Below are 22,945 nucleotides of genomic sequence, written 5' to 3'. Positions count from 1 at the left end.
TACCACTCCTAACTAAATAGTGACTTCAAAAATATAATATACGTGGAAACCAACCAAACAAAAACCCTACCAAAAACCTATTTCTCACAGATAGAACGGAGGGGGTATAGATGTTTCAAAATTACAGTTCATATAAAAAACATTTTTCAAAGCTTGTTGAACTTGAACGTAAAGAAGAGATGGAGAGACATCGCTCTGAAATCAAGGAACTAAGTCCTAGAGAACGTGAAGATAAAGGCCGCGCCCTACTAAACATGAATAAAAGAGATGAAGGGAGAGGAGTCGGTCAAAAATACAAGATAAAGTTTGTTAAAAACAGAGGTAGAGAGTTACCGGATAACGAGATATCGGTTGGAGACCTGGTCATGATAAGTAAAAATGAACCGTTAAATCCCGAAAATCCAACTGGAACCGTTATAGAACAAACCAACCACTCCATAACAACTGAATTTACCAGTAAACCCCCTAGATTTGTTTTTAGTAAAGAAGTTCGAATAGACCTCTATTTAAACGACATAACATACCAAAGAATGCTAGAGGCACTCAAAAAACTAGAGAACCCTACTGACAAACAAAAAAGAATCCAAGAGAAACTTTTAGGACAGAAAAAACCTGAAAGAAACAACAAACCTAAAATCGAAATCTACAATGATAAACTCAATGAACCGCAGATTGAAGCTGTAAGGAAATCACTTGCAGCCAGTGACATCTTCTTGATACATGGTCCACCAGGAACCGGTAAAACCACCACGTTAGTGGAGGCGATAGAACAACATGTTGATCGGGGAGACTCTGTTTTGGCTACAGCGGACTCAAACGTAGCGGTCGACAACCTCGTGGAGATGTTGTATAAAAGAGGTAGAGAGGTAGTTAGGATTGGACATCCAGCAAGAGTCACAAATAGATTGAAACAACATACACTTGACAATTTGATACAAAAGACAAAAGAATACCAAATGGCTGAAAAAACAAGGAAAAAAGCCTTCAAACTACTCGAAAAACAAGATAGGCATACCTATCCAAGTGGTAGGTGGAGAAGAGGCCTAAACAACAAGGCAATAAAGGACCTCGCAGATAAAGATGAGACCTCCAGGGGAATACCTCTGGATAAAATAAAGAGCATGGCCAAATGGCTTGAACTACAAAGCCAGATAGACCAGTTATTCAATAAATCAGATAGACTGGAAGAAAAAGCCATAAATAAAGTACTGGATGAGGCAGAGGTTGTCTGCACTACAAATTCAACTGCAGGTAGCGATTTGATGGAGAACCAGAAATTTGATTCACTATTCATTGATGAAGCAACACAATCAACTGAGCCATCCTGTCTCATACCAATAACAAAAACCGATAAAGTGGTGATGGCTGGTGACCACAAACAACTACCACCAACAATACTGAACGAAAAAGCAAAACAAAAAGGCCTGAAAAAGACATTGTTTGAAAGAATGATAAATAACGTAGGCAACCACCACAAAACCCTACTAACAATCCAGTATAGAATGAATCAAAAAATAATGAGTTATCCGAACAGGGAGTTCTACAAAAATAAACTAAAGGCAGCTCCCCAGGTAAAAAGACACAGTTTAAAAGACATCACAAACAAAACAGATAGCCTGATCGAGCCAAGACAACCAATAACATTCATAGACACCGAAGGCTCTTCAGAAAGACAGCCAGAAGGCTCGAACTCAAGACAAAACAAGGGAGAAGCCAGAATTACACGCAAAACCATAGAAAGATTAATAGATATGGATATAGAGCCAAGTGAGATCGGAGTGATTACGCCTTATGACGCCCAGGTAGACCAGCTAAGACAGGAACTACCGGACATCAAGGGCTTAGAGATAAAGACTGTTGATGGGTTCCAGGGAAGAGAAAAAGAAGTGATAGTAGTCTCCCTTGTCAGATCAAACCCAGAACAAGAAATAGGGTTCTTAAGAGACCTCCGTAGGTTGAACGTCGCAATAACAAGAGCGAAAAGAAAATTAATACTAATAGGGGACTCAGAAACGCTCAGAACAGACAAGGCCTACAGAAACCTAATTAACTACGTACAAAGTCAGGGACACTACCTAAAAATGAACCCAGAGACAATAAAAACAAAATAAAAAGCCCATAATGGGCTTTTAATCATGCATAGATATCTCTAGCAACCTCTTTTAAACCGAGTTCATCTAATTTATCTTTGGAGGGAACTCCATCTTTAGTTCTCCAACCCCGTATTTCGTAGTATTCCTCTAGCACTTTTGTATATTTCTGTTTATCTAGTTTTGCTCCTTTTGCGGGGCCGTCTGGGATTGGTTCTTTGAAGAACCTTTTTGGTGGGTAGTCGTCTTTTTTACGGATTCCTTCACGGATGTTAAATGCTCGTTCCAAGTTGTATATTCGTTCTCCCGCGGTATATAGGTCTTTTAGGCTGTAGTTTATTCCTGTTGCGCTGGATAGTAGGTCTCTGAAGTTTTTTAGTCTCTGTGGGTTCATGACAATACCTTCATATTTGCATAGGCCGAGGGAGTCAACCACTGTGTGTCTGTTTTGGCTCCATACAACATGGAATGTGTCTTTACCGAGGAAAACTTCTACGCCTTCTGGCTCACCATCTATCTCTGTGTCGGCAGCTTTTTTGGCAACTTCTTGGGTTGGGTAGGCAGCTGAAAGACCTTTCAAGTGATCCATACCTCTTGTGGCGGTGCATTGATTCAAGGCCCATGGGTAGTGGCTTCTTATGTCACCGAGAGAACCACGCATACCCTTTGTCTCCACAACAACCTCCCTTTCGGTATCACCTGCTAGTGAAGCCAGTTCGGATACTCCTTCAGCCAACTTATCGCCGAAACCCTTACGGAAAGCGGTCATCTCCAACAACCTAACTATAGAGTCAGGATTACCCCACTCCAAACTAACATCACCAACCAACTCATCGCTTAACAAACCTTCTTGGTAGAGATGCATTGCTACAGCGATAGAATGTCCTGTGTGCATGGTGTCAAGACCATATTTATTGGCCAGTGTATTACATTTCAAGATTGAAGCCAAGTTCATGTTGCCTAGTTCTGCTCCAAAAGCCGCTACATTCTCATATTCAGGACCACCACCACGTGTTTGATAATCCCCCTCTTTTACATGGTAGTATCTGCTGCAGCTTGCTGGACATCCATAACAACCCTTATGACTCACAATATACTTCTCAAGTAAGGTTTGGCCACCACATTCTTCAACCCACTCAGGCCAACTACCACCTTGGTAATGTCTATAGCCACCAAGACCTGCATCGTCAATAATTCGCTGTAAAATTGTTGTACCAAGCGTTGAAACAGTTTCATAGTTTGGATGACTAATGACGGCTTCCTCAAGCTCATTACAAGCCTCTAAAAAAGAACTGGGGTCAGCAACCTGAACGCCTTTAGTTCCACGCACAGCTATTGCCTTCAGGTTTTTAGAGCCCATCACAGCCCCCATACCAGTCCGGCCGGCAGCCCTATGCATATCGGAGATAACACAAGCAAACTTAACCAAATTCTCCCCAGCCTGACCAATAGAAATCACACGAACACTATCATCCCCCAACTCCTCTTGAATCGCTTCAGTCGTCTCCCACGTATCACAGCCCCATAAATCACTGGCATCCCTCAACTCAACATCATGGTCATCAATCCATAGATAAACCGGTTTATCCGCCCGTCCTTGAACAAAAATATGATCAAAACCAGCATTATGCAACTCAGGACCCCAATGACCACCAGAATTACTATCACCAAAAATACCAGTAACCGGAGACTTAGAAGTCACAGTAAACCTAGAAGAAGAAGGAGCCAAACTACCAGAAAGAGGGCCATTACCAAAACAAATCACATTATCCGGCTCCAAAGGCCTTACATCAGGCCCAACCCGGTCATACAAAACCTTAGCATTATAGCCAGCACCACCAACAAACCTCCTAGCAACATCACGATCCATCTCACGAACAAAAGCCTTCTCCCGATCTAAATCCACTTCCAAAACATTCCCACTCCAACCATACCAATCAGACATCAAACACACCTCAAAACATCATGCTTACAAGCATCAACACATATAGGTTCTTCATCACCACATAAATCACATTTAACAGCTACCCCAGACTTTGGATCTATCCATATCTTATCACACACATCAGTACACCTACCACACCCACTACACAAATCAAAATCAACTACGATTGCACCATTATCTACCGTTATAGCTCTAGTATCACAAACCTCGAGACAATCCTTTGAATCACATTGATCACAAACCAAGGGGTGATAAAAACCATTCTTTTCATCAGATTTGACTTTCACACCTGAACGCCTTGGATTAGTAACACCCTTTTCACCAAAAGACCGGCTTTTATTCCAAGAGCAAACAATTTCACAACGTCTACAACCCCGACAGCTCTCCATATCTACCTTAATTTGACTTACATCACCAGACAAAATAATCACCAATAAACCTAATTCGAATAAGAGGATGTCTTTATACCTAAATTAAAAAAAGCACTAGTAATACAGTGGTAATACAAAATTTAATTAGAGAAATATTATTTTTGAACAGGTAAAATAATCAATGTAAGATTAATAGGTTTACCAGTAGCCTTTAGAGGTAGTTTAATGGTTTATAACGAGATTAAGAATTCATATTACCGAAAAATTAAGAAGGTATACAAGGAAAATGGATTTAAAGGTGTTTTAAGATATTTATTAGACTATTTTGAGGAAGGAAACTTTAAAAGCAATTTAATCGCTCTCTATAGGTATATAAAAGATAAACTAAGATATAGGCGTGCAATGCCACACCCACTCAAAATCATAGAGATAAACCCAAATAAGGTTGAGTATATGCAGAAACCACGTTTTAAGGGGAGTTTATTCACTTATTCACTGAGTGGGAACTGGGATAAAAATAAACTAGAGGATTATTCTGAATACAAAGAAATTAGAAATAAAACCAAAGAAAACAGGTTTTTAGTTCCAATCGAAACCTACTCTAAATATAAAAATTTTAAAAAGCATTTTGTAGACGGTGTTCCCTGAGAAGAAACCGAGTACTACCAAAAAAATCCAAAAAATTGATGAGAGAGACCCAAGACCCAAAAAAAGAACTGGAACCAAATAAAAGCTTAATAAAAGAATCAAAGGACTTGATAAACTATATAAAACAATTAGAGAAGAGGGATACAAAACACAGAAAGAAATCCAAAATAAAACAAAATCTGAATCAGTTCCATTAAAATAAAAAAACTGATATACTATCCTCTGCAGAAAAATGAAGTCAGAATAAATATCGGGGGAGATGGATATTTAATTTTTTATGAAGGGAGACATAGGTTGATTATCGTGAGACCTATCGGACTATATAAAATACCAGTTAGAGTCATGGTCAGACATAGAAAATTGGTGGAACTAAGAAAAGAAATTGCAAAAGCTCAAAAGATAGAAAAAATAAGTTATAAACCAAAAAGACACTTAAATCATCCAGACATGAAAGATATAAATAAACAGTTCATATAGTTAACACATATTAACTCTAAGCAATTAAATCTGATTGTATCCTAATTAAATAATTAAATATTTTGAAAAAAATCAAATCTTCGAATTTTAAATAATGTACATAAAACCTAATCTTTTTATTATGTGTTGAAGAGGAAAAAACCTCTTATTTAAAACTTTAAATTTATAGAATACTTCGAATTATATACAACTTGGGATATAATGATTAATAAAGAACTTCAAAAATCGAGATACAAATCATTTAAAAATATATGGAAGGAAAAAGGATTCTGGAATGCAACTAAAGAGGTATATACCCAATTAAAACCATATCTCAATTTAAATAAAAAATATAAGTTAAAAAATATTTTTAGATATTATTACAATCGATTTAGGTTTAGAAAGTCAAGGGAAAGTCCGTATAAACTTTTTTACATAGACCCATCGGAAATTGAATATAAAACAAAATATAAAAAAAATCCCTTTAATAAAAATGAATACTACCGTATCAAGGAATCATTACAGTACAAATCGTTTTATAAACACTTTATAGAGGGTGTGCCTTGGGAAGATACTGGATTTTATCAGAAAAAAATTAAAAAGGCTGAACAAGGGATAGTCAACCCAAATAATCGATATGGAACAGTTAAAAAAATAAATAAAAGATTTAAAGAAATTGATAAATTAGCTGATAAATTTAAAAAAGATGGATATAAGACTCAGAGAGAAATAGATGAAGAACTTGAAAATTGTAAGGAAATACCTTTGTTAGAAAAAGCCCCAATCCCTGAAAAAAATGAAGTTATAGTTAATGTTGATGAAGATGGGACTTTAATACGTTATGGGAACGGTAGACACAGGTTCAGACTAGCTAAGATACTAAACATTAAATCAATACCTGTTAGAGTTAGGTTTCGCCACAAGAAATGGCATAAAATTCGTGAAGAAATTGCTAAGGCTAATAAAATCAGCGAACTAAGTGAGAAAGCAAAAAAACACCAGAATCATCCAGACCTACAAGACCTAATAAAAAACTTGGAAGACTAAAAAACAAGAACCATTTTTCAGGTTAATTAAATTTAACATATATACTTTAGTGATTCAAGGTTAACGTTTTGGTGCGAAGGTAAGATGTTGTTTCGAATTTATCTAAACATTAAACGATAAATCTGTCTGTGTTGATTATGTCTAAGGAGAAGTGGGTTGAGAAGTATAGGCCGGAGTCTTTTGAGGAGATTTCTGGTAATAGTAAGGCGGTTAAGAAGTTTGTGAAGTGGGCTAAGAAATGGAGAGAGGGAACGCCTAGTAAGAAGGCGGTTCGTTTGGTTGGTCCGCCGGGTGTTGGTAAGACTACTGCTGCGTATGTTTTGGCTGGTGAGTTTGGTTGGGAGGTTATGGAGATGAATGCTAGTGATGAGCGTGCGAAGGATATTGTTGAGCGGTTGGCTGGTACTGCTTCGTCTTCTGGTACTTTGTCGATGGGTACTGGTGGCAGGCGTCTCTTGGTTATTGATGAGGCTGATAATCTTCATGGTAATGCGGATCGTGGTGGTAAGGCGGCTATTACTAAGATAATTAAGGGTTCTAGTCAGCCGATTGTTTTGATTGCTAATGATGAGTATGGTATGTCTGGTGGTATGCGGCGTAACACGATGAAGATTGAGTTTAAGCATCCGAGGCAGGGTGAGGTTGTTAAGGCGTTGCAGAGGGTTCAGAGGAGGGAGGGTTTTAAGGCTTATAAGAATGCTTTGAGGGAGATTGCTAGGAATGCGGATGGTGATGTTCGTGGTGCAATCAACGATTTACAGTCGATAGCTGAATCTAAGTTGGTTGGTGGGCAGGATGTTTTGAGGAAGGATGATGTTGATTTGGGTGATCGGAATCGGGAGGAGAATATCTGGAAGTTGCTTAACTCTGTGTTTAGGAATGATGATTTTAGTAAGTTGTTGAGGGTTAAGCGGGATCTTGATTCTGATATAACGCCGGATGATTTGTTGCATTGGGTTGACAGTAACTTACCTAAGAAGTATGATGGGGAGGATTTGGTTGGCCCAACAAGGTATTTGGGTAGGGCTGCTGTTTATTTGGGGCGTGTTTCAACCAGTGGTAACTATTCTTTGTGGAGTTATGCCTCGGAGATGTCTACTTTAGGGGTTTGTGTGAACAAGCCTTTTCAATCTGCACCTCAGTATCGGGGGCCTGAGATGTTTTCGATGTTGTCTAAAGCTAGGTCGGTTAGGAACAAACAGAACAGTTTAACGAGGAAGATTTCTGATGGTTATTTTGTTTCTGAGGATATGGCTGTTGAAATGATTCCCTATCTGAAATTGATTTTCAGTTCCGATGAGGAGCAAGCGGTTAGGATAGCTCATCGCTTAAGGCTTAGTGAGGATGAAGTCGGTTATTTGGGTGGTGACCCTGAGATCGCGGATAAAGAGATCAAAGAGGTCAGGGAGATAGATGAAGACGAAGATGAAGCACAGGTATCATTAGGTGATTTTTGATGGCTATGTTGTTCGATAAATACAGACCCAAAAACCTAAACGAAGTTGTAGGTCAAGATATTTCAAACGGCCTTGAAAGACAGATTGAACAAACTGGACTACCACACACAATTATATCTGGAAAAAAAGGCAGCGATAAAGTAGAGTTCGTCTACGCATTATCCAGAACCGCGTTTGGAGAGCAGTTTGAAAACAACACAGAGTTCGCCAGTGTAGAAGAGTTTTTCTCCAGAACCAAAAACGACCTAAAAGACGACCCCAAATTCTCCAGATACTTCAAAGAAGCTAGACAAGAAACCAAACGACTATACCAACGATACGACATCGACAAATCAGCAGGCAGCGTCAGCAAAGAAAACGCATTCAAACAATACATAAAAACAATGTCAAGCAACCACCCAGTAGGCCAAGCAAACTACAGACTACTAGTACTATTCGAAGCAGAAAGACTCTCAAAAAACCTACAAAACGCATTAAGAAGAACAATAGAAAAATACGGAGACAACTGCCGATACGCATTCATAGTAACAGACCTAAATAATCTAATCCCAGCACTACAATCCCGATGCCTACACATACCAACCAAAACCACAGAAAACACACAAAAAAGAATAAAAAAAGCAATCAAACAAGAAAAAATCAACATAACAAAAGAAGCAACAAAAGTACTACTATACACAACAGAAAACGACCCAATACAATCATTCCTACTACTAGAAACACTAAACAGCACAACAACACAAAAAATCACAGTCGAAGACATCAAAAAAACAATGAAACAAACAACAAAAACAAACATAAAACAAAGCCTCCAAAAAGCAGTAAACGGAAAAACAAAACAAGCAATCAAAAAAACCGACCAACTAATATACCAAGAAAACCAAAAATTCGACAAACTACTCCAAAAATGGAGCAAAACAATAAACAACCTACCACTAAACGACCAAACAAAAGCCAAAATAAAAATCGAACTAGCAGAACTAGACAAAAACATAACACAACTACCAGAAGACCCAAACCAAAAAAAGAAATACGGCCGAACACTCTACAAACAATTCCTAGCAAACATAAACCAACAAACCAAACCAAACCAGACATAAAATACTTTAAAATGTTTTTTCGGGCTCGTAGCTCAGCCTGGCAGAGCGTCTGGCTCTTAACCAGTTGGTCAGGGGTTCAAATCCCCTCGAGCCCGCTAAAAAAAATTACCAATCCCATATTGATTCGATTTTTATGTGATGGAGAGTAGATTTAACCTTTATTTACCTATCTCTTTTTTTGTGTTTGTATTGGCTCGGTTTTGTTTTTTTTCTGTGGTTTTGGTGGTGTTTGGGGAGAAATGTCTTATTGTTGTGGGGTTATTTTTTGTGTTGATGGTGGTGTTTTTTTGGGTGATTTGAGGCAGAGTTTGGATGAGAATTGGATGGAGGTTGCTCGTGTTGTTGCTAAGCGTTCTACGTGTACTCGTAGGAAGCATGGGGCTGTGATTGTTAAGAATAAGGAGATTGTTAGTACTGGGTATAATGGTGCTCCTAGGGGTTGGGAGCATTGTACTTCTACTGGTTGTAATCGTGAGGAGTTGGAGATTCCTAGTGGTCAGCGTTATGAGTTGTGTCGTGGTGTTCATGCTGAGATGAATGCTGTTGTTCAGGGTGAGAAGCAGTTGATGGAGGGTGCGACTATTTATGTGACTGGGTATCCGTGTAGGATTTGTGAGAAGTTGATTGTTAATGCTCAGATTGGTGAGATTAAGTATCTTGATGATGGTGTGATTAGGTCGTTAGATGTGGATAAATTAGAAGAGGAAGAAAATCAATATGGTGAAGTGGAGATTTAAATGGTTGTTGGAGTTACTTTATTGAATGTAAAGCCTGGTGCAGAGCGTGAGATTCAGAGGGATCTTGAGAGCCGTGATGGTGTTCGTGAGGTCCTTCATGTGTTTGGTGAATATGATTTTATTGTGATTGTTGAAGTCGATGGTTTGAGTAAGTTGAACGATATAGTTGATGAGATACGGGAGATAGGTGGAGTGTTGTCCACACAGACAATTATAGGTGCTGAGATGTCTTGAAAGACATTTCATTCGGTATATCAAGAAATTTAAAGTGTTTCGAGGACCAAACATAGGTAGCCTGATTGGTTGTTTTTGTAGTATAGATTATGGTATAGATTTTATTTGGAGCGCCTTAAACTGATAGATTTAGTTATGTTGGCCTGTAACGGCTGGAGGGGCATGTATGGGTATTGAGTATAGTTCTAGAGATATAGAGATATTGGAGGGCTTGAAAGCGGTTCGTAAACGCCCAAGCATGTATATAGGGAGTACCGGGCCGGAAGGCCTCCACCACTTGATTTACGAGGTAGTTGACAACAGCATAGATGAGGCTATGGCTGGATATTGCGATCGGATAGATGTCACAGTTGAGGATGGGGAGACTGTTACGATCAGTGATAACGGTCGTGGTGTTCCGATAGATAAACATCCTGAACTTGGTAAGAGCGGTGTTGAGGTTGTTATGACCAAGCTTCATGCTGGAGGGAAGTTTGACCGTAAAACCTACAAGGTTTCTGGAGGGTTGCATGGTGTTGGTGTTTCGGTTGTTAACGCTCTCTCTCAATGGCTTGAAGTGACTGTTAGGAGGGATGGTGGTGTTTATTGTCAGAGGTATGAACGTGGTTTACCTGTAACTGAGTTGAAGCGGGTTGGTAGTTCCAGTGAGACCGGGACAACCATCTCTTTCAAACCTGATCCCAAGATATTTGATGAAATCAAACTGGATTACAGCCGTGTTTTGTCTCGTATGCGTGAGCTGGCTTTTCTTAACAAGGGTCTTCAAATCGATTTGAAGGATGGTAGGAACGGTAGAACCGATTCATTCCATTTCGAGGGAGGTATCAAATCCTTTGTTGAGAAGATTAATGATACTAAAGAGGTTTTGCATCCGGAACCGATCTATATAACCGATGCGGTTGACAATGTGGAGGTAGAGGTTTCTCTACAGTATACGGATGGATACAGCCAGAAAGTACTGTCTTTTGCAAACAACATCAATACAAAGGATGGAGGTACACACCTAAGTGGTTTTAAATCCGCTTTAACCAGAGTTATAAACCAGGTTGGTAGTGACAAGGGCATCTTAGATGATGAGAAGTTGTCTGGCCAGGATGTGCGTGAGGGTTTGACCGCTGTAGTGAGTGTACGGCTTGAAGAACCACAGTTTGAAGGTCAAACCAAAACCAAGTTGGGTAACGGTGAGGTTCGTGGTATAGTTCGCAGCGTAGTCAACTCCGGTTTGAAGGAGTTTTTATTGGAGAACCCAGGTGTGGCTGAAACCGTTATATCCAAGTCTGTTCAAGCTATGCGGGCTCGTAAAGCAGCTAAAGAAGCTCGAGAACTAACAAGACGTAAATCAGCTTTAGAAAGCACCAAACTACCTGGAAAACTATCAGACTGCACCTCCCGAGACCCAGAACTATCAGAACTGTTTGTAGTTGAGGGAGACTCGGCTGGAGGTTCAGCAAAACAAGCAAGAGACCGTAGGTTCCAAGCAATACTACCCCTAAAAGGAAAAATCCTCAACGTAGAGAAAGCTCGTTTAGACCGGATATTAGATAACAAGGAGATAAAAAGCCTTATAACCGCTATAGGAACCGGGATAGGAGACGAGTTCGACATAGAGAACCGGCGTTACGACAAAATAATAATAATGACAGACGCCGACGTAGACGGAGCACACATCTCCACCCTACTACTAACATTCCTATATAGATATATGAAACCATTAATCGAAGAGGGAATGGTATACCTCGCAAGACCACCACTATACAAGATAACCGGTCGTGGAAAAAGCAAGTACGTATACACAGAACAACAGAAACAAAAAACTCTTCAAGAAATCAACAACCCAGGGATACAGCGATACAAAGGCCTGGGTGAGATGTCACCACAACAACTATGGGAAACCACAATGAACCCCGAGAACCGGATCCTACTACAGATCCAGAACCCCGATGACGTAGGAGCCGACGAACTATTCACAATGCTTATGGGAGAGAAAGTAGAGCCGAGAAGAAACTTCATAATCGAAAACGCATCAGAGGTCACAAACCTTGACATCTAAAAAAGGTGATTTTTTTGAACCCAAGTGAAGCACGCAGAGTCGAAGACGTCCAAATACAAAGCAAGATGAAAGAAGCCTACCTAGACTACTCGATGAGCGTCATAGTAGGTCGAGCACTACCCGACGTCCGAGACGGATTAAAACCAGTACACCGCCGCATACTATACGCAATGCACGACATGGGTCTAAGACACAACAAGCCATACAAAAAAAGCGCTAGAGTAGTCGGAGACGTCCTAGGTAAATACCATCCACACGGCGACACAGCCGTATACGACGCAATGGTCAGAATGGCCCAAGACTTCTCACTAAGATACAGATTGGTAGACGGCCAAGGAAACTATGGATCACTCGACGGAGACTCCGCAGCAGCAATGCGATACACAGAAGCAAGATTAACCGAACAAGCCGAAGAGATGCTGGAAGACCTCGACAAAGAAACCGTAGACTGGAAAGACAACTTCGACGGCTCAATGAAAGAACCCGCAGTACTACCAGCAAAACTACCAAACCTACTCGTAAACGGCGCATCCGGAATAGCAGTAGGAATGGCAACAAACATACCACCACACAACCTAACCGAAGTCATAGACGCAGCCATACACCTAATCGACAACCCAAAAGCAGAAATAACAGACCTAATGGATTACGTCGAAGGACCCGACTTCCCAACAGCCGGAGAAATCATCGGAAGAGAAGGAATCTACCAAGCATACAAAACCGGTAGAGGAAAAATAACCGTCCGAGGCAAAACCAGAATCGACGAAGACCAAAATCAGATCATAATAGACAGCATCCCATACCAAGTCAAAAAATCCAAAATCGTAGAACAAATAGCCGAACTCGTAAAAGAAGACAAAATACAAGGCATATCCGACCTACGAGACGAATCAGACCGAGAAGGACTCAGAGTAGTCATAGAACTAAAAAGAGACGCCAACCCCGAAGTAGTGCAAAACAGAATATACAAAAGCACAACCCTAGAAACCACATTCGGAATAAACAACCTATCCATCGTAGATAACGAACCCGAAGTCCTATCACTAAAAGAAATGCTCCAACACTACATCGACCACAGAACAAACGTAGTGAAAAGACGAACCCAATACCTACTCAAAGGAGACGAAAAACGCCTACACATAGTAAAAGGATTAACACACGCAGTAGAAAACATCGACACCGTCCTAGAACTACTACAATCATCAGAAGGACGAAAAGACGCAATGCAAAAACTACAAACACAATACAACCTAACAGAAAAACAAACAAAAGCAATCCTAAACATGAGACTACAGAGACTAACAAAACTCGAAAAAGAATCACTAAAAAAAGAACACAAATCACTCAAAAAATCAATCGAACAATACAAAAACCTACTATCCAAACGCCAAAACCTACTCGACCGAGTGAAAAAAGAACTCGTAGAACTCAAAGAAAACCACGGAGACACACGAAAAACCCAAATAAAAGACGGAATGGAATCAATACAAGAAATAGACCTAATACCCAAAAAACAAGTCACAATATTCCTAACAGAACAAGGCTACATAAAAAGAACCCCACTATCCGAATACAGAATACAAAACAGAAGCGGAACAGGAATAATCGGAACAGACCTAAAACAAACAGACCAACTACGACAAATCACAACAGCATCCACACACGACATGCTACTACTATTCACAAACCAAGGAAACGTCTACTGGCTAGAAACATACCGAATACCCGAATACTCACGACGAAGCCGAGGAAAACCAATAGTAAACCTCCTACAACTAGACAAAAACGAAAAAATCACAACAATAATACCAACCAACAACCTCGAAAAAAACATAGACCTACTATTCACAACAAAACAAGGCTACATAAAAAGAACACCCCTAAAAAAATACAGCAACCCCCGAAAAACAGGAATAATAGCAATCGACCTAAAACCCAACGACCAACTAATAGACGTAAAAAAACTAGAAAAAAACCAAAAAATAATAATCGCAACAAAAAACGGCCAACTAACAAAATTCAACGAAACAGAAGTACGACCAACAGGCCGAAACACAATGGGCGTAATCGGAATGAGACTAGAACAAAACGACGAAGTCATCGGAGCAACAACAACAACCAACAACCAACACATACTCACAGTATCAGAAAACGGATACGGAAAACTAACACCAACCAAAAAATACAGACAAACACACAGAGGCTCAAAAGGCGTAATCACACTAAAAACAAACAAAAGAAACGGCAAAGTAAAAAAAATCGAAGCAGTAAACAAAAACCAATACCTAATGCTCGCAACCCAAAAAGGAATGACAATCAGAATACCAATAACAGACATATCAATACAATCAAGAAACACACAAGGAGTAAAACTAATGCAAACCAAAAACGACAAAATAACCGACATCCAACCAACACAAAACTAACACAAACACGCAAAATGACCTATACCGTACCGACAAAACAAAAAAAAATAATGTTAAGAACTTAATTTAGATTTTTTTTATAATAAGAGGTAGTTTTATGGAGGATCCTATTGCTGAATCGCTCGCGGAGAGCCAGAAAGAGATAAGTGTAGCTGAGTTTTTCGAACGAAACCGACAGATGCTTGGATTTGATTCAAGCGCCCGCAGCCTGATAACCTGTGTGAAAGAAGGGGTTGACAACAGTCTAGATGCGTGTGAGGAAGCAGGATACCTCCCAGACCTATATATAGAGATAACTGAAAAAAACGATGAATACAAAGTAGTGATAGAAGACAATGGCCCGGGAGTCATAAAAAAACAGATACCCAAAATATTCGGAAAACTCCTATACGGCTCCAGATTCCATAAATTTGTCCAGTCACGAGGCCAACAAGGTATCGGTATCTCAGCCGCCGTCCTATACGGCCAACTAACAACCGGTAAAAGCGCCCGCATAATCTCAAAAATATCTCCAGACGACCCAGCCCACCTCTACGAAATAAACATCAACACAGATACAAACGAACCTGAGATAACACGTGACGAAGTCGTAGACTGGACCCGGCCACATGGAACAAGAATAGAAATACACCTAACAGGAATGTATGTCAAAGGACGGAGACAATCCATATACAACTACCTAAAAACCACCGGCATCGCAAACCCACACGCCCGAATAACATTTGTAGAGCCCGGTGAAAAAAGAACAGTCTTCGAAAGAGCCGTAAACGAACTACCACCCAAACCAAAAGAAATCAAACCCCATCCAGCCGGAATCGAACTAGGAACCCTCCTAAAAATGATGCGAAAAACCGAGTCCCGACAACTAAACGCATTCCTCAAAAACGAGTTCACCAGAGTCGGTAAAACCACAGCCCAAGAAATCTGTGAAACAGCCAACCTAAAACCCCAAGCCGAAATAAAAAAAATGGGTCGAAAAGAAGCAAAAAAACTAATCAACGCATTCAAACAAGTCAACCTAATATCACCACCCACCGACTGCCTAAGCCCAATGGGCAGAGACCGCATCGAAAAAGGCCTATCAAAAGAATACCCAGAAGCCGAATACATAACCGCAACCACAAGATCAGCAAGCGTATACTCAGGAAACCCATTCATAGTAGAAACCGGAATCGCCTACGGCATCCAAAAACCAGAAGAAGAAAAAATAGACCTACTACGACTCGCAAACCGAGTACCCCTACTATACCAAAGAGGCGGATGCGTAACAACAAAAGCAATCAAAGACATCGACTGGCGAAGATACGAACTCAACCAATCAGGCGGAACAGGCATACCAAAAGGCCCAGCAGTAATAATGATCCACGTAGCAAGTACAAACGTACCATTCACAAGCGAAAGCAAAGACGCAATCGCAAACGTAGAACAAATAAGAAACGAAGTCGAAAGAGCAGTAAGAGAAACCGCAAGAAACCTCAAAAAATACCTAAAACGACAAAAACGAATCTCACAAAGAAAAAGCAAAAGAAACGTAATACAAAAAATAATACCCGACATGGCCCAAAAACTACAAAAAATAACAGGCAAACAAACCAAAAACACAGAACAAGTAATAGCCAAAATCAACAACAACTTCCTCGTAACAACAAACATAACAAAAAACCAAAACCACCACACAGCAACAATCAACCTAGAAAACCACGACAGAACAAAAAAAGAAATCCAAATAAACCTACCCCTAACAGACCAACTAATCGAAGCAAAACCAAAACCAAAAAAACAGATATCAGAAGACCACATCACACTACAATGGAACCGACAACTATCATCAGGAGAAAAAGACAAACTAAAACTAAAAATAAAAACACCAAAAAACCAAAAACCCAACATAAAACCCCAAATAACCGGCATACCAAAAGAAATACTAACAATAACACAAACAGGAGAAAACCAAAATGACCAATAAAAACGACCAAGACATAAAAAAAATACTCCAAATCGCACACCAATTCCACAACCAATTCGAAAACAAACAAATACCAGAAATAAAAATACCAACAAGAACCAAAAACAACATCGAACTCGACGAAAAACACCAGGTCTGGAAATACGGAGACAACAAAAGCACCAGATCCGCAAAAACAATACGAGGAGCCTACCGCCTACTAAAAATGCTATACACAATAGACTTCTTCAAAACCCAACTAGAACAACAACGCTCCTCAACCCTCCGAGAACTATACTACATAAGCGAAAACTGGAAAAACGCCAAATTCAAACAACAAAGCGAATCAGACAAACTCATCGAAGACCTCGAAATCGTAACCAACATGAAAAGAGAAGACTTCCACATACGACCCGAAGAAGACGGAGCAACAATCATAGGACCACTAACAATAGAAGAAAAAACAAAAAGAGGAACCAGAAAAATCCACTGCCAATACGACGTAGGAGAAGGAGGATACCAAATCCCCAACAACCCCGACAACGTAAAATTCAAAAACCACAACGCAGACTTCGTAATAGCCATAGAAACCGGCGGAATGAGAGACCGACTAATAGAAAACGGATTCGACGAAAAATACAACGCAATAGTAGTACACCTAAAAGGCCAGCCAGCACGCTCCACCAGACGAATAATAAAACGCCTAAACACAGAACTCAACCTACCAATAACAGTATTCACAGACGCAGACCCATGGAGCTACCGAATATTCTCAAGCGTAGCATACGGCTCAATAAAAAGCGCCCACCTATCAGAATACATGGCAACACCAAACGCAAAATTCATAGGAGTATGCCCAACCGACATAGTAGAACACGAACTACCAACAGACACACTAAACGAACAAGACAAAAAAGCCCTAGAAAGCGAACTAACCGACCCCCGATTCAACACACCATTCTGGAAAAACGAAATCAAACTCCAACTAGAACTCGAAAAAAAATCAGAACAACAATCACTAGCAAAATACGGCCTCGACTACGTAACAAAAACATACCTACCAGAAAAACTCAAACAAAAAAACATAATCTAAAACCCCAACAAAACCAAACCACAAAACACAACAATAAAAATCCAAATAGAGTTTAAAACAAGGTATGGCGTGTGTAGGATTAGAGAGTAAGTTTTTTTAGATATATTAAAACTTTTTTCCCTGTTGAAATCGTTATCTCTTGAGTTAGGAAGTAGGTTTTTGGCTGGTGGTTGTTGGTTGGTGTGTTAATCGATATTTTTATTGCGCATGATGAACTATTTTTCCTTACGTCAAAGCCTTCAGTGTTTCAGTTTAGGTACAGGGGTTGTGGGTATAGGTTTTTGAATGTTGTATTTGGTTTGAAAAAACGGATTTTGTTCAATGAAGACTCTTATACTCTGTATAGATCGTGATAATGATATTGGGTTGAAAGCAGGAGTAGATGGCCCTATCGTTGGGGAGGAAGCTAACCTAGAAGCTGCTCAGAAACTTGCTATAAACGATCCAGAAGATTCTGATATAAACTCGGTGTATGCAGGAGTGAAAACAGCTAGAGACCTAAAAAAACAGGGAGAAGATGTTGTTTTAGCAACAGTAACCGGTTCAGAAAACCTTGGAATAGAATCGGATAACGAAGTCGCCAGACAACTTGACGAAATACTAGAAAACCACCCAATAGAAAGAGCAATCGTCATCACAGATGGAGCCGAAGACGAAAACGTAATGCCAATCGTAGAATCAAGAGTAAAAGTAAACTCAGTCAAAAGAGTCGTAGTAAAACAAAGCCAAAACCTCGAAACAACATACTACCTACTCAAAAGATTCATGGAAGACCCCAGATTCATGCAAACATTCTTCATACCAATAGGCCTAGCATTAGTCGCATACTCAATATTCACATTCCTCGGCCACTCCGAACTCGCCATCAGCGGCATATTCATCGTACTAGGACTATACATGATATTCAAAGCAATAGGCGGAGAAGAATACATCTACAGAATCGCATACGAACTAAAAGAATCACTACTAAGCGGAAACATATCATTCGTAACCTACACAGCCTCATTCATAATACTACTAATAGGAGGAATGCAAGCATACCTAACATACCTAGAAATCGAACAAACATCCAACCTAGTAATGACCGCACACATACTAACCTCAAGCATATGGTGGATAATAGCCGCAGCTATAATGGGCCTACTCGGAAAACTATTCGACAGCTACATAAAAAAATCAAAACACGTATGGAGATACACAGTACTACCCTTCCTCACAATAGCAACAGGCCTAATAATATGGGGAGGAAGCGCCTACGTACTAAGCATATCAGAAGGCGCAACAACAACAGCATACCAAGTACTAGCATTCTCAATAATCGGAGGCCTAACAATAGCATTCCTAGGAATAATGGTAGTCAGATACGCCAAAAAAATCAAACAATCACTCAAAATGGAAACATAAAAAAACAAAAACCAAACCAACAAAAAAACAAAATTAAAATAAACAAAATTAGATTAAATTAGATTAAATTAGATTATATTAGATTGGACTGGATTGGATTGTGGTATCTTTTATATAATTTTTTTAGTTTGGTAGGTTTCTTTTTTTGGAGGTAATTGATATAGATAGAATTACTGTGAAGGCTCCGGCAACTGTTGCTAATATGGGGCCTGGATATGATGTTTTTGGGCTTGCGGTTAGAAGACCATTTGATAGAGTTACGGTTAAGAAATCGAGTGAGACTGAGATAACTATAAACGGTGTGGGTAGTGGAGATATACCAACGGATCCAGAACATAATACAGCTGGTGTTGTGGCTCAAAAGATGCTTCCGGATCAATCGGTACATATAGAGCTGCATAAGGGGATTCCACCTGGCAGTGGGTTAGGAAGTAGTGCTGCAAGCGCAGCAGCAACAGCAGTAGCAATAAACAAACTGTTCAATCTAAACCACACAACAAACGAATTGATAAATATAGCGGCACAAGGGGAAGAAGTAGCCGCTGGAGAAACCCATTCAGACAACGTAGGACCCGCAATAACTGGAGGATTCTGCACAATAAAACCAAACAACAACCAAATCAACCAAATAACCCCAAAACCCTTCAAAATAACCCTCGTAATCCCAGAACACACAAGCAAAACAAGAGAAGCAAGAAAACAAATTCCCCGAAAAATCACATTAAACCAAGCAAAACAAAACATCTACCACGCATCACTAATCACACAAGGAATTATTGAAGGAGACATCGAAAAAATCGGACAAGGAATGCACGATACAATTGCAGAACCAATAAGGGCCAAAACAATACCAGGCTATAAAAACGCCAAAAAACAAGCTCTCAAAACAGGAGCCCACGGATGCACAATAAGCGGATCAGGCCCAACAACAATAGCAGTAGGACCAAACCCCAAAAAAATAGGAAAACAAATCCAAAAAGCATACAAACAAAAAAACATAAACTCAAAACTCATAATCACAAAACCAGGAAAAGGCACCCAAACACTCAAAACCAAAACCTAACCAAACCACCCAAGAAACACAAAAAGATAGATAGACTAAACAGAACATAGTAAAACTACATAGCTAAATAAGATAAAAATAGGTTGGGAATAACCAACTTGGTAACCCCCCAACCAAGAAAAATTATTTTTTATTTGCTATGTTGTGTTGGCTGGGGGTTGGGTTTTGGTTCTGTTGGTTTCTATGCTTTAATTTTTTTTCTATGTTTGTTTGTGTTTTAGTGTTTGTTGTTTCTCCAGATTGATACTAGGTCGCTTAGTATTGAGCTGGCTGTTTCTTTTCCTCCGGCTCCTTTTCCGGTTACTGTTATTTCTCCGGCTAGGTCTGCTTTTACGGAGGCTACGTTTAGTGTTCCGTTTACGGCTATTGGGTGGTCTTTTGAGACCATTTTTGGTGCTACTTGTAGTTGGTTGTTGTTTATTTCTCCGATTAGTTTGATTTCTTTGTTGTCTTTTTTTGCTAGTTCTAGGGCTTCTGGTGTTATTCCTGTTATTCCTTCGAGTTTTACGTCGTCGTATGTTTTGTTTAGGTTCATTACTGAGTTTGCTATTATTACTACTTTTAGGGCTGTGTCGATTCCTTCTACGTCGTATGTTGGGTCTGTTTCGGCTATTCCGAGGTCTTGGGCTTCTGATAGTACGTGGTTGTATGGTAGTCCTTCTGCTGTCATTCTTGTTAGTATGTAGTTGCAGGTTCCGTTTAGTATGCCGCGTATGCTTTTTATTTGGTTTCCGGCTAGTACTTCGTTTGCTAGGTTTATTATGGGCATTGCTCCGCCGACGCAGGCTTCGAATTTTAGCGCTGCGTTGTTTTGTTTTGCGGTTTTCATGAGTTGTTCCCATTCTAGTGCGAGTGGTCCTTTGTTTGAGGTTACAACGTCTTTTCCTTGTTTTAATGCGGTTTTTATGTTTGTGAGCCCTGGTTCTCCGTCTTTGATGTTTGTTGGTGTGCATTCAACGAGTACGTCGTAATCTACGTCCATTCCTTTGTTCCAGTTTCCATGTACGATGCTCCCTTTCTCTTCTTTGGTTTTCAGGGCTTTTTTTATGTCTATGCCGTTGGGGTTGTTTATTGTTCCTTGGGAGTCTCCTATTGCAACTATCTGGGGTTGGTAGTTGAACTCCTTTTTCAGTTTATCCCGTCGGTTCAATAGTATCTTACCGAGTTCTTGTCCTACAGTTCCGAAACCGATTAAAGCGATCTTCATTTTTAGACTTCCATTTCTCTTATTAATTTAAGGTTTTTTTCGTTCGCTATCTCTTCAATAATCTCCATGGTTTTTTCAGCTTTCTCTCCATCCATCGTTTTTATCAATAGCCGTGCACTCGATTCCTGACCGATACCGGGCATCGATAGTGATAGGTCGATTACCTCGGCATACCCGGTTTCATCGATGCGGTCGATTGTGTCTCTAATACCGGTATGTACGATGTGACCGATAAGTACAACTGAAAAAGAGATTCCAAGACGTTCCTCACCCATCTGAACAATCTGGATGTCTCTCTCCTCAAGTTCCTGCATAATCCTATCAAGCCTATCCCGATCCACCTCAACCTTCAACTCCACTGGAACTGTACCCCTAGGCGTCTTTTTCTCCCTATGATGAACTACACTAACGATGTTGGCGCCATAACTTGAAAAAGGCTCCAACGCATCCACCAACTGACCAGGAATATCCTTAAGCTCAAGATCAAATGTTGTAATCATACTAATACCTCAAAAAAACAAAACTCATAGATAAAATACACCCAAACCACTAACTATCTTATCACCCAAAAACACAAAAACCAAATCCAACCATAAATCTAAAACCAATTCAACGATTAAATTCAACGATTAAATTCAACGATTAACTAGTTCGGAAACAGATATAACTGCCTTCAACTCCACACCGTTTTCCTGTAAATTCTCTATAGCGCCTGACTCTCTATCAACAACTGTAAAAGCCCTGTCAACAGAAAGGCCAGCATCTCTAAGAGCTTTAATCCCATCTAAAACCGAGTTACCAGTAGTCGTAACATCTTCTATAATAACTGCACTATCACCCACAGAATAACTACCTTCGATACGGTCGTTCGTTCCATACCCCTTCTCTTCTTTACGAATCATCAAATAAGGAACCTCGGATTCAAGAGAGACAGCGGTAACCAAAGGAACACCACCCAAAGCAACACCAGCAACCCTATCAACACCACCCAACTCACCACTAATCTCCCTAGCAACCTCCCTCAAAAAAACCGGTTCAGTACAGACAGCCTTAATATCAATATAATAACTACTTTTCTCACCAGAAGAAAGCGTAAAATCTCCGTACTTAACCCCACCAAACTCATTTAACAGTTTTATCAACTTTCTGACCACATTCACCAACCCCCTTCTCAGGAGCACAATCAGTACAAACACCCATAAAAAACCTAAAATGATTAGAACAAACAGTCTCCCCACACACGATACACTCCTTAGCATCACTAGAATCCCTACTACAAATCGAACACTTATCATATCCCATCCAAAAAATCCTCCACACTAAATAAGAGCTAAACAAAATTAATACTTACTAACCACAAAACACAAAAAACAGTTTCACTCAACACACCAAAACAAACCACCCAACACAAAACAATAAAATAAACAAAACAAAACAAGAAAAAATATCAATCGTTTTTGGTGTCCTTTGATTTATGTTCGTGTATCTAAGTTGATCGAGAAGACACCTTCTGAATCGGAAGATTTGATGGGTGATGATGTCATGGGTGTTTTGTTGGATTTTTGTTTGTTGTTGGTTTGGGAAAGATGTTTGGTTTGTTGGCTCTAAAATTATGGTGGGTTTTTTGATGTTGGAACACCGATAATATCCAATTAGATTGAAATAATTAAAA

General features: G+C 39.8%; 20 protein-coding genes and 1 tRNA gene. 15 read left to right on the top strand and 6 right to left on the bottom strand.

The window, feature by feature from the left end; genetic code table 11:
* Nucleotides 1-110: 110 nt before the first annotated feature.
* Nucleotides 111-2,111 (top strand): IGHMBP2 family helicase, encoded by a 2,001-nt coding sequence (locus tag AMET1_RS04695; RefSeq protein ID WP_086637310.1) that lies wholly within the window; start codon nt 111-113, stop codon nt 2,109-2,111.
* Nucleotides 2,112-2,133: 22 nt separating this feature from the next.
* On the opposite strand, the gene AMET1_RS04690 is transcribed toward AMET1_RS04695, so the two are convergent.
* Both AMET1_RS04690 and AMET1_RS04685 read right to left on the bottom strand, forming a co-directional pair.
* Nucleotides 2,134-4,035, bottom strand: coding sequence for an aldehyde ferredoxin oxidoreductase family protein (locus AMET1_RS04690; RefSeq protein WP_086637309.1), 1,902 nt, complete (start codon nt 4,033-4,035; stop codon nt 2,134-2,136).
* Nucleotides 4,035-4,457: a 4Fe-4S binding protein gene (locus AMET1_RS04685; protein ID WP_086637308.1), complete on the bottom strand. Its 423-nt coding sequence runs from the start codon at nt 4,455-4,457 to the stop codon at nt 4,035-4,037. Before AMET1_RS04685 ends, AMET1_RS04690 begins: the two co-directional genes overlap by 1 nt.
* Before the next feature lie 174 nt (nt 4,458-4,631).
* On the opposite strand from AMET1_RS04685, the gene AMET1_RS04680 reads away from it, so the two are divergent.
* From AMET1_RS04680 to AMET1_RS04620, 14 genes are all read left to right on the top strand, one after another.
* Nucleotides 4,632-5,054, top strand: coding sequence for a hypothetical protein (locus AMET1_RS04680; RefSeq protein WP_086637307.1), 423 nt, complete (start codon nt 4,632-4,634; stop codon nt 5,052-5,054).
* Nucleotides 5,055-5,348: 294 nt separating this feature from the next.
* Complete coding sequence (locus AMET1_RS07890) at nt 5,349-5,531, top strand: hypothetical protein (protein ID WP_161490770.1); 183 nt, start codon at nt 5,349-5,351, stop codon at nt 5,529-5,531.
* Nucleotides 5,532-5,732: 201 nt separating this feature from the next.
* The gene (locus AMET1_RS04675) at nt 5,733-6,557 is read left to right on the top strand and encodes a hypothetical protein (RefSeq protein ID WP_086637306.1); all 825 of its coding nucleotides are present in this window, start codon (nt 5,733-5,735) and stop codon (nt 6,555-6,557) included.
* A 137-nt stretch (nt 6,558-6,694) separates the two neighbouring features.
* Nucleotides 6,695-8,014: a replication factor C large subunit gene (locus tag AMET1_RS04670; protein WP_086637305.1), complete on the top strand. Its 1,320-nt coding sequence runs from the start codon at nt 6,695-6,697 to the stop codon at nt 8,012-8,014.
* A complete protein-coding gene (locus AMET1_RS04665; RefSeq protein WP_086637304.1) occupies nt 8,014-9,114 on the top strand; it encodes a hypothetical protein in 1,101 nt (366 codons plus the stop codon). The genes AMET1_RS04670 and AMET1_RS04665 overlap by 1 nt, the downstream gene beginning before the upstream one ends.
* A gap of 21 nt (nt 9,115-9,135) precedes the next feature.
* Nucleotides 9,136-9,209: transfer RNA gene (locus tag AMET1_RS04660), tRNA-Lys, on the top strand.
* A 144-nt stretch (nt 9,210-9,353) separates the two neighbouring features.
* Nucleotides 9,354-9,851, top strand: a complete 498-nt coding sequence (locus AMET1_RS04655; protein ID WP_086637303.1) for a deoxycytidylate deaminase — start codon at nt 9,354-9,356, stop codon at nt 9,849-9,851.
* Nucleotides 9,852-10,085 carry an Lrp/AsnC ligand binding domain-containing protein gene (locus tag AMET1_RS04650; RefSeq protein WP_086637302.1) on the top strand — a complete coding sequence of 78 codons (234 nt, stop codon included), beginning with the start codon at nt 9,852-9,854 and terminating at the stop codon, nt 10,083-10,085.
* A 166-nt stretch (nt 10,086-10,251) separates the two neighbouring features.
* On the top strand, nt 10,252-12,135 hold the full coding sequence (gene gyrB, locus AMET1_RS04645; protein ID WP_086637301.1) for a DNA topoisomerase (ATP-hydrolyzing) subunit B: 1,884 nt from the start codon (nt 10,252-10,254) through the stop codon (nt 12,133-12,135).
* 14 nt (nt 12,136-12,149) lie between these two features.
* Nucleotides 12,150-14,561: a DNA gyrase subunit A gene (gene gyrA, locus AMET1_RS04640; RefSeq protein WP_201721281.1), complete on the top strand. Its 2,412-nt coding sequence runs from the start codon at nt 12,150-12,152 to the stop codon at nt 14,559-14,561.
* Nucleotides 14,562-14,658: 97 nt separating this feature from the next.
* Nucleotides 14,659-16,527: a DNA topoisomerase VI subunit B gene (locus AMET1_RS04635; RefSeq protein ID WP_086637300.1), complete on the top strand. Its 1,869-nt coding sequence runs from the start codon at nt 14,659-14,661 to the stop codon at nt 16,525-16,527.
* Nucleotides 16,517-17,599, top strand: a complete 1,083-nt coding sequence (locus AMET1_RS04630) for a DNA topoisomerase IV subunit A (RefSeq protein WP_086637299.1) — start codon at nt 16,517-16,519, stop codon at nt 17,597-17,599. Before AMET1_RS04635 ends, AMET1_RS04630 begins: the two co-directional genes overlap by 11 nt.
* 321 nt (nt 17,600-17,920) lie before the next feature.
* On the top strand, nt 17,921-19,003 hold the full coding sequence (locus tag AMET1_RS04625) for a DUF373 family protein (protein WP_086637298.1): 1,083 nt from the start codon (nt 17,921-17,923) through the stop codon (nt 19,001-19,003).
* 145 nt (nt 19,004-19,148) lie between these two features.
* Nucleotides 19,149-20,066: a homoserine kinase gene (locus AMET1_RS04620; RefSeq protein ID WP_143406846.1), complete on the top strand. Its 918-nt coding sequence runs from the start codon at nt 19,149-19,151 to the stop codon at nt 20,064-20,066.
* A 217-nt stretch (nt 20,067-20,283) separates the two neighbouring features.
* Here the strand turns inward: AMET1_RS04620 and AMET1_RS04615 are convergent, their stop codons facing one another.
* From AMET1_RS04615 to AMET1_RS07800, 4 genes are all read right to left on the bottom strand, one after another.
* Nucleotides 20,284-21,273: a homoserine dehydrogenase gene (locus tag AMET1_RS04615; protein WP_086637296.1), complete on the bottom strand. Its 990-nt coding sequence runs from the start codon at nt 21,271-21,273 to the stop codon at nt 20,284-20,286.
* A 2-nt stretch (nt 21,274-21,275) separates the two neighbouring features.
* Nucleotides 21,276-21,773, bottom strand: a complete 498-nt coding sequence (locus AMET1_RS04610; protein ID WP_086637295.1) for an amino acid-binding protein — start codon at nt 21,771-21,773, stop codon at nt 21,276-21,278.
* Between the two features lie 135 nt (nt 21,774-21,908).
* On the bottom strand, nt 21,909-22,469 hold the full coding sequence (pyrE, locus tag AMET1_RS04605; RefSeq protein ID WP_394334871.1) for an orotate phosphoribosyltransferase: 561 nt from the start codon (nt 22,467-22,469) through the stop codon (nt 21,909-21,911).
* Nucleotides 22,396-22,575, bottom strand: coding sequence for a hypothetical protein (locus AMET1_RS07800; RefSeq protein WP_143406845.1), 180 nt, complete (start codon nt 22,573-22,575; stop codon nt 22,396-22,398). The genes pyrE and AMET1_RS07800 overlap by 74 nt, the downstream gene beginning before the upstream one ends.
* Nucleotides 22,576-22,945 lie beyond the last annotated feature (370 nt).

The sequence above is a fragment of the Methanonatronarchaeum thermophilum genome (assembly GCF_002153915.1).
In the GTDB taxonomy this organism is placed as follows: Archaea; Halobacteriota; Methanonatronarchaeia; order Methanonatronarchaeales; family Methanonatronarchaeaceae; genus Methanonatronarchaeum; species Methanonatronarchaeum thermophilum.
Note: the sequence above shows the minus strand (reverse complement) of the source record. Positions and strands in the feature narration are given on the sequence as shown.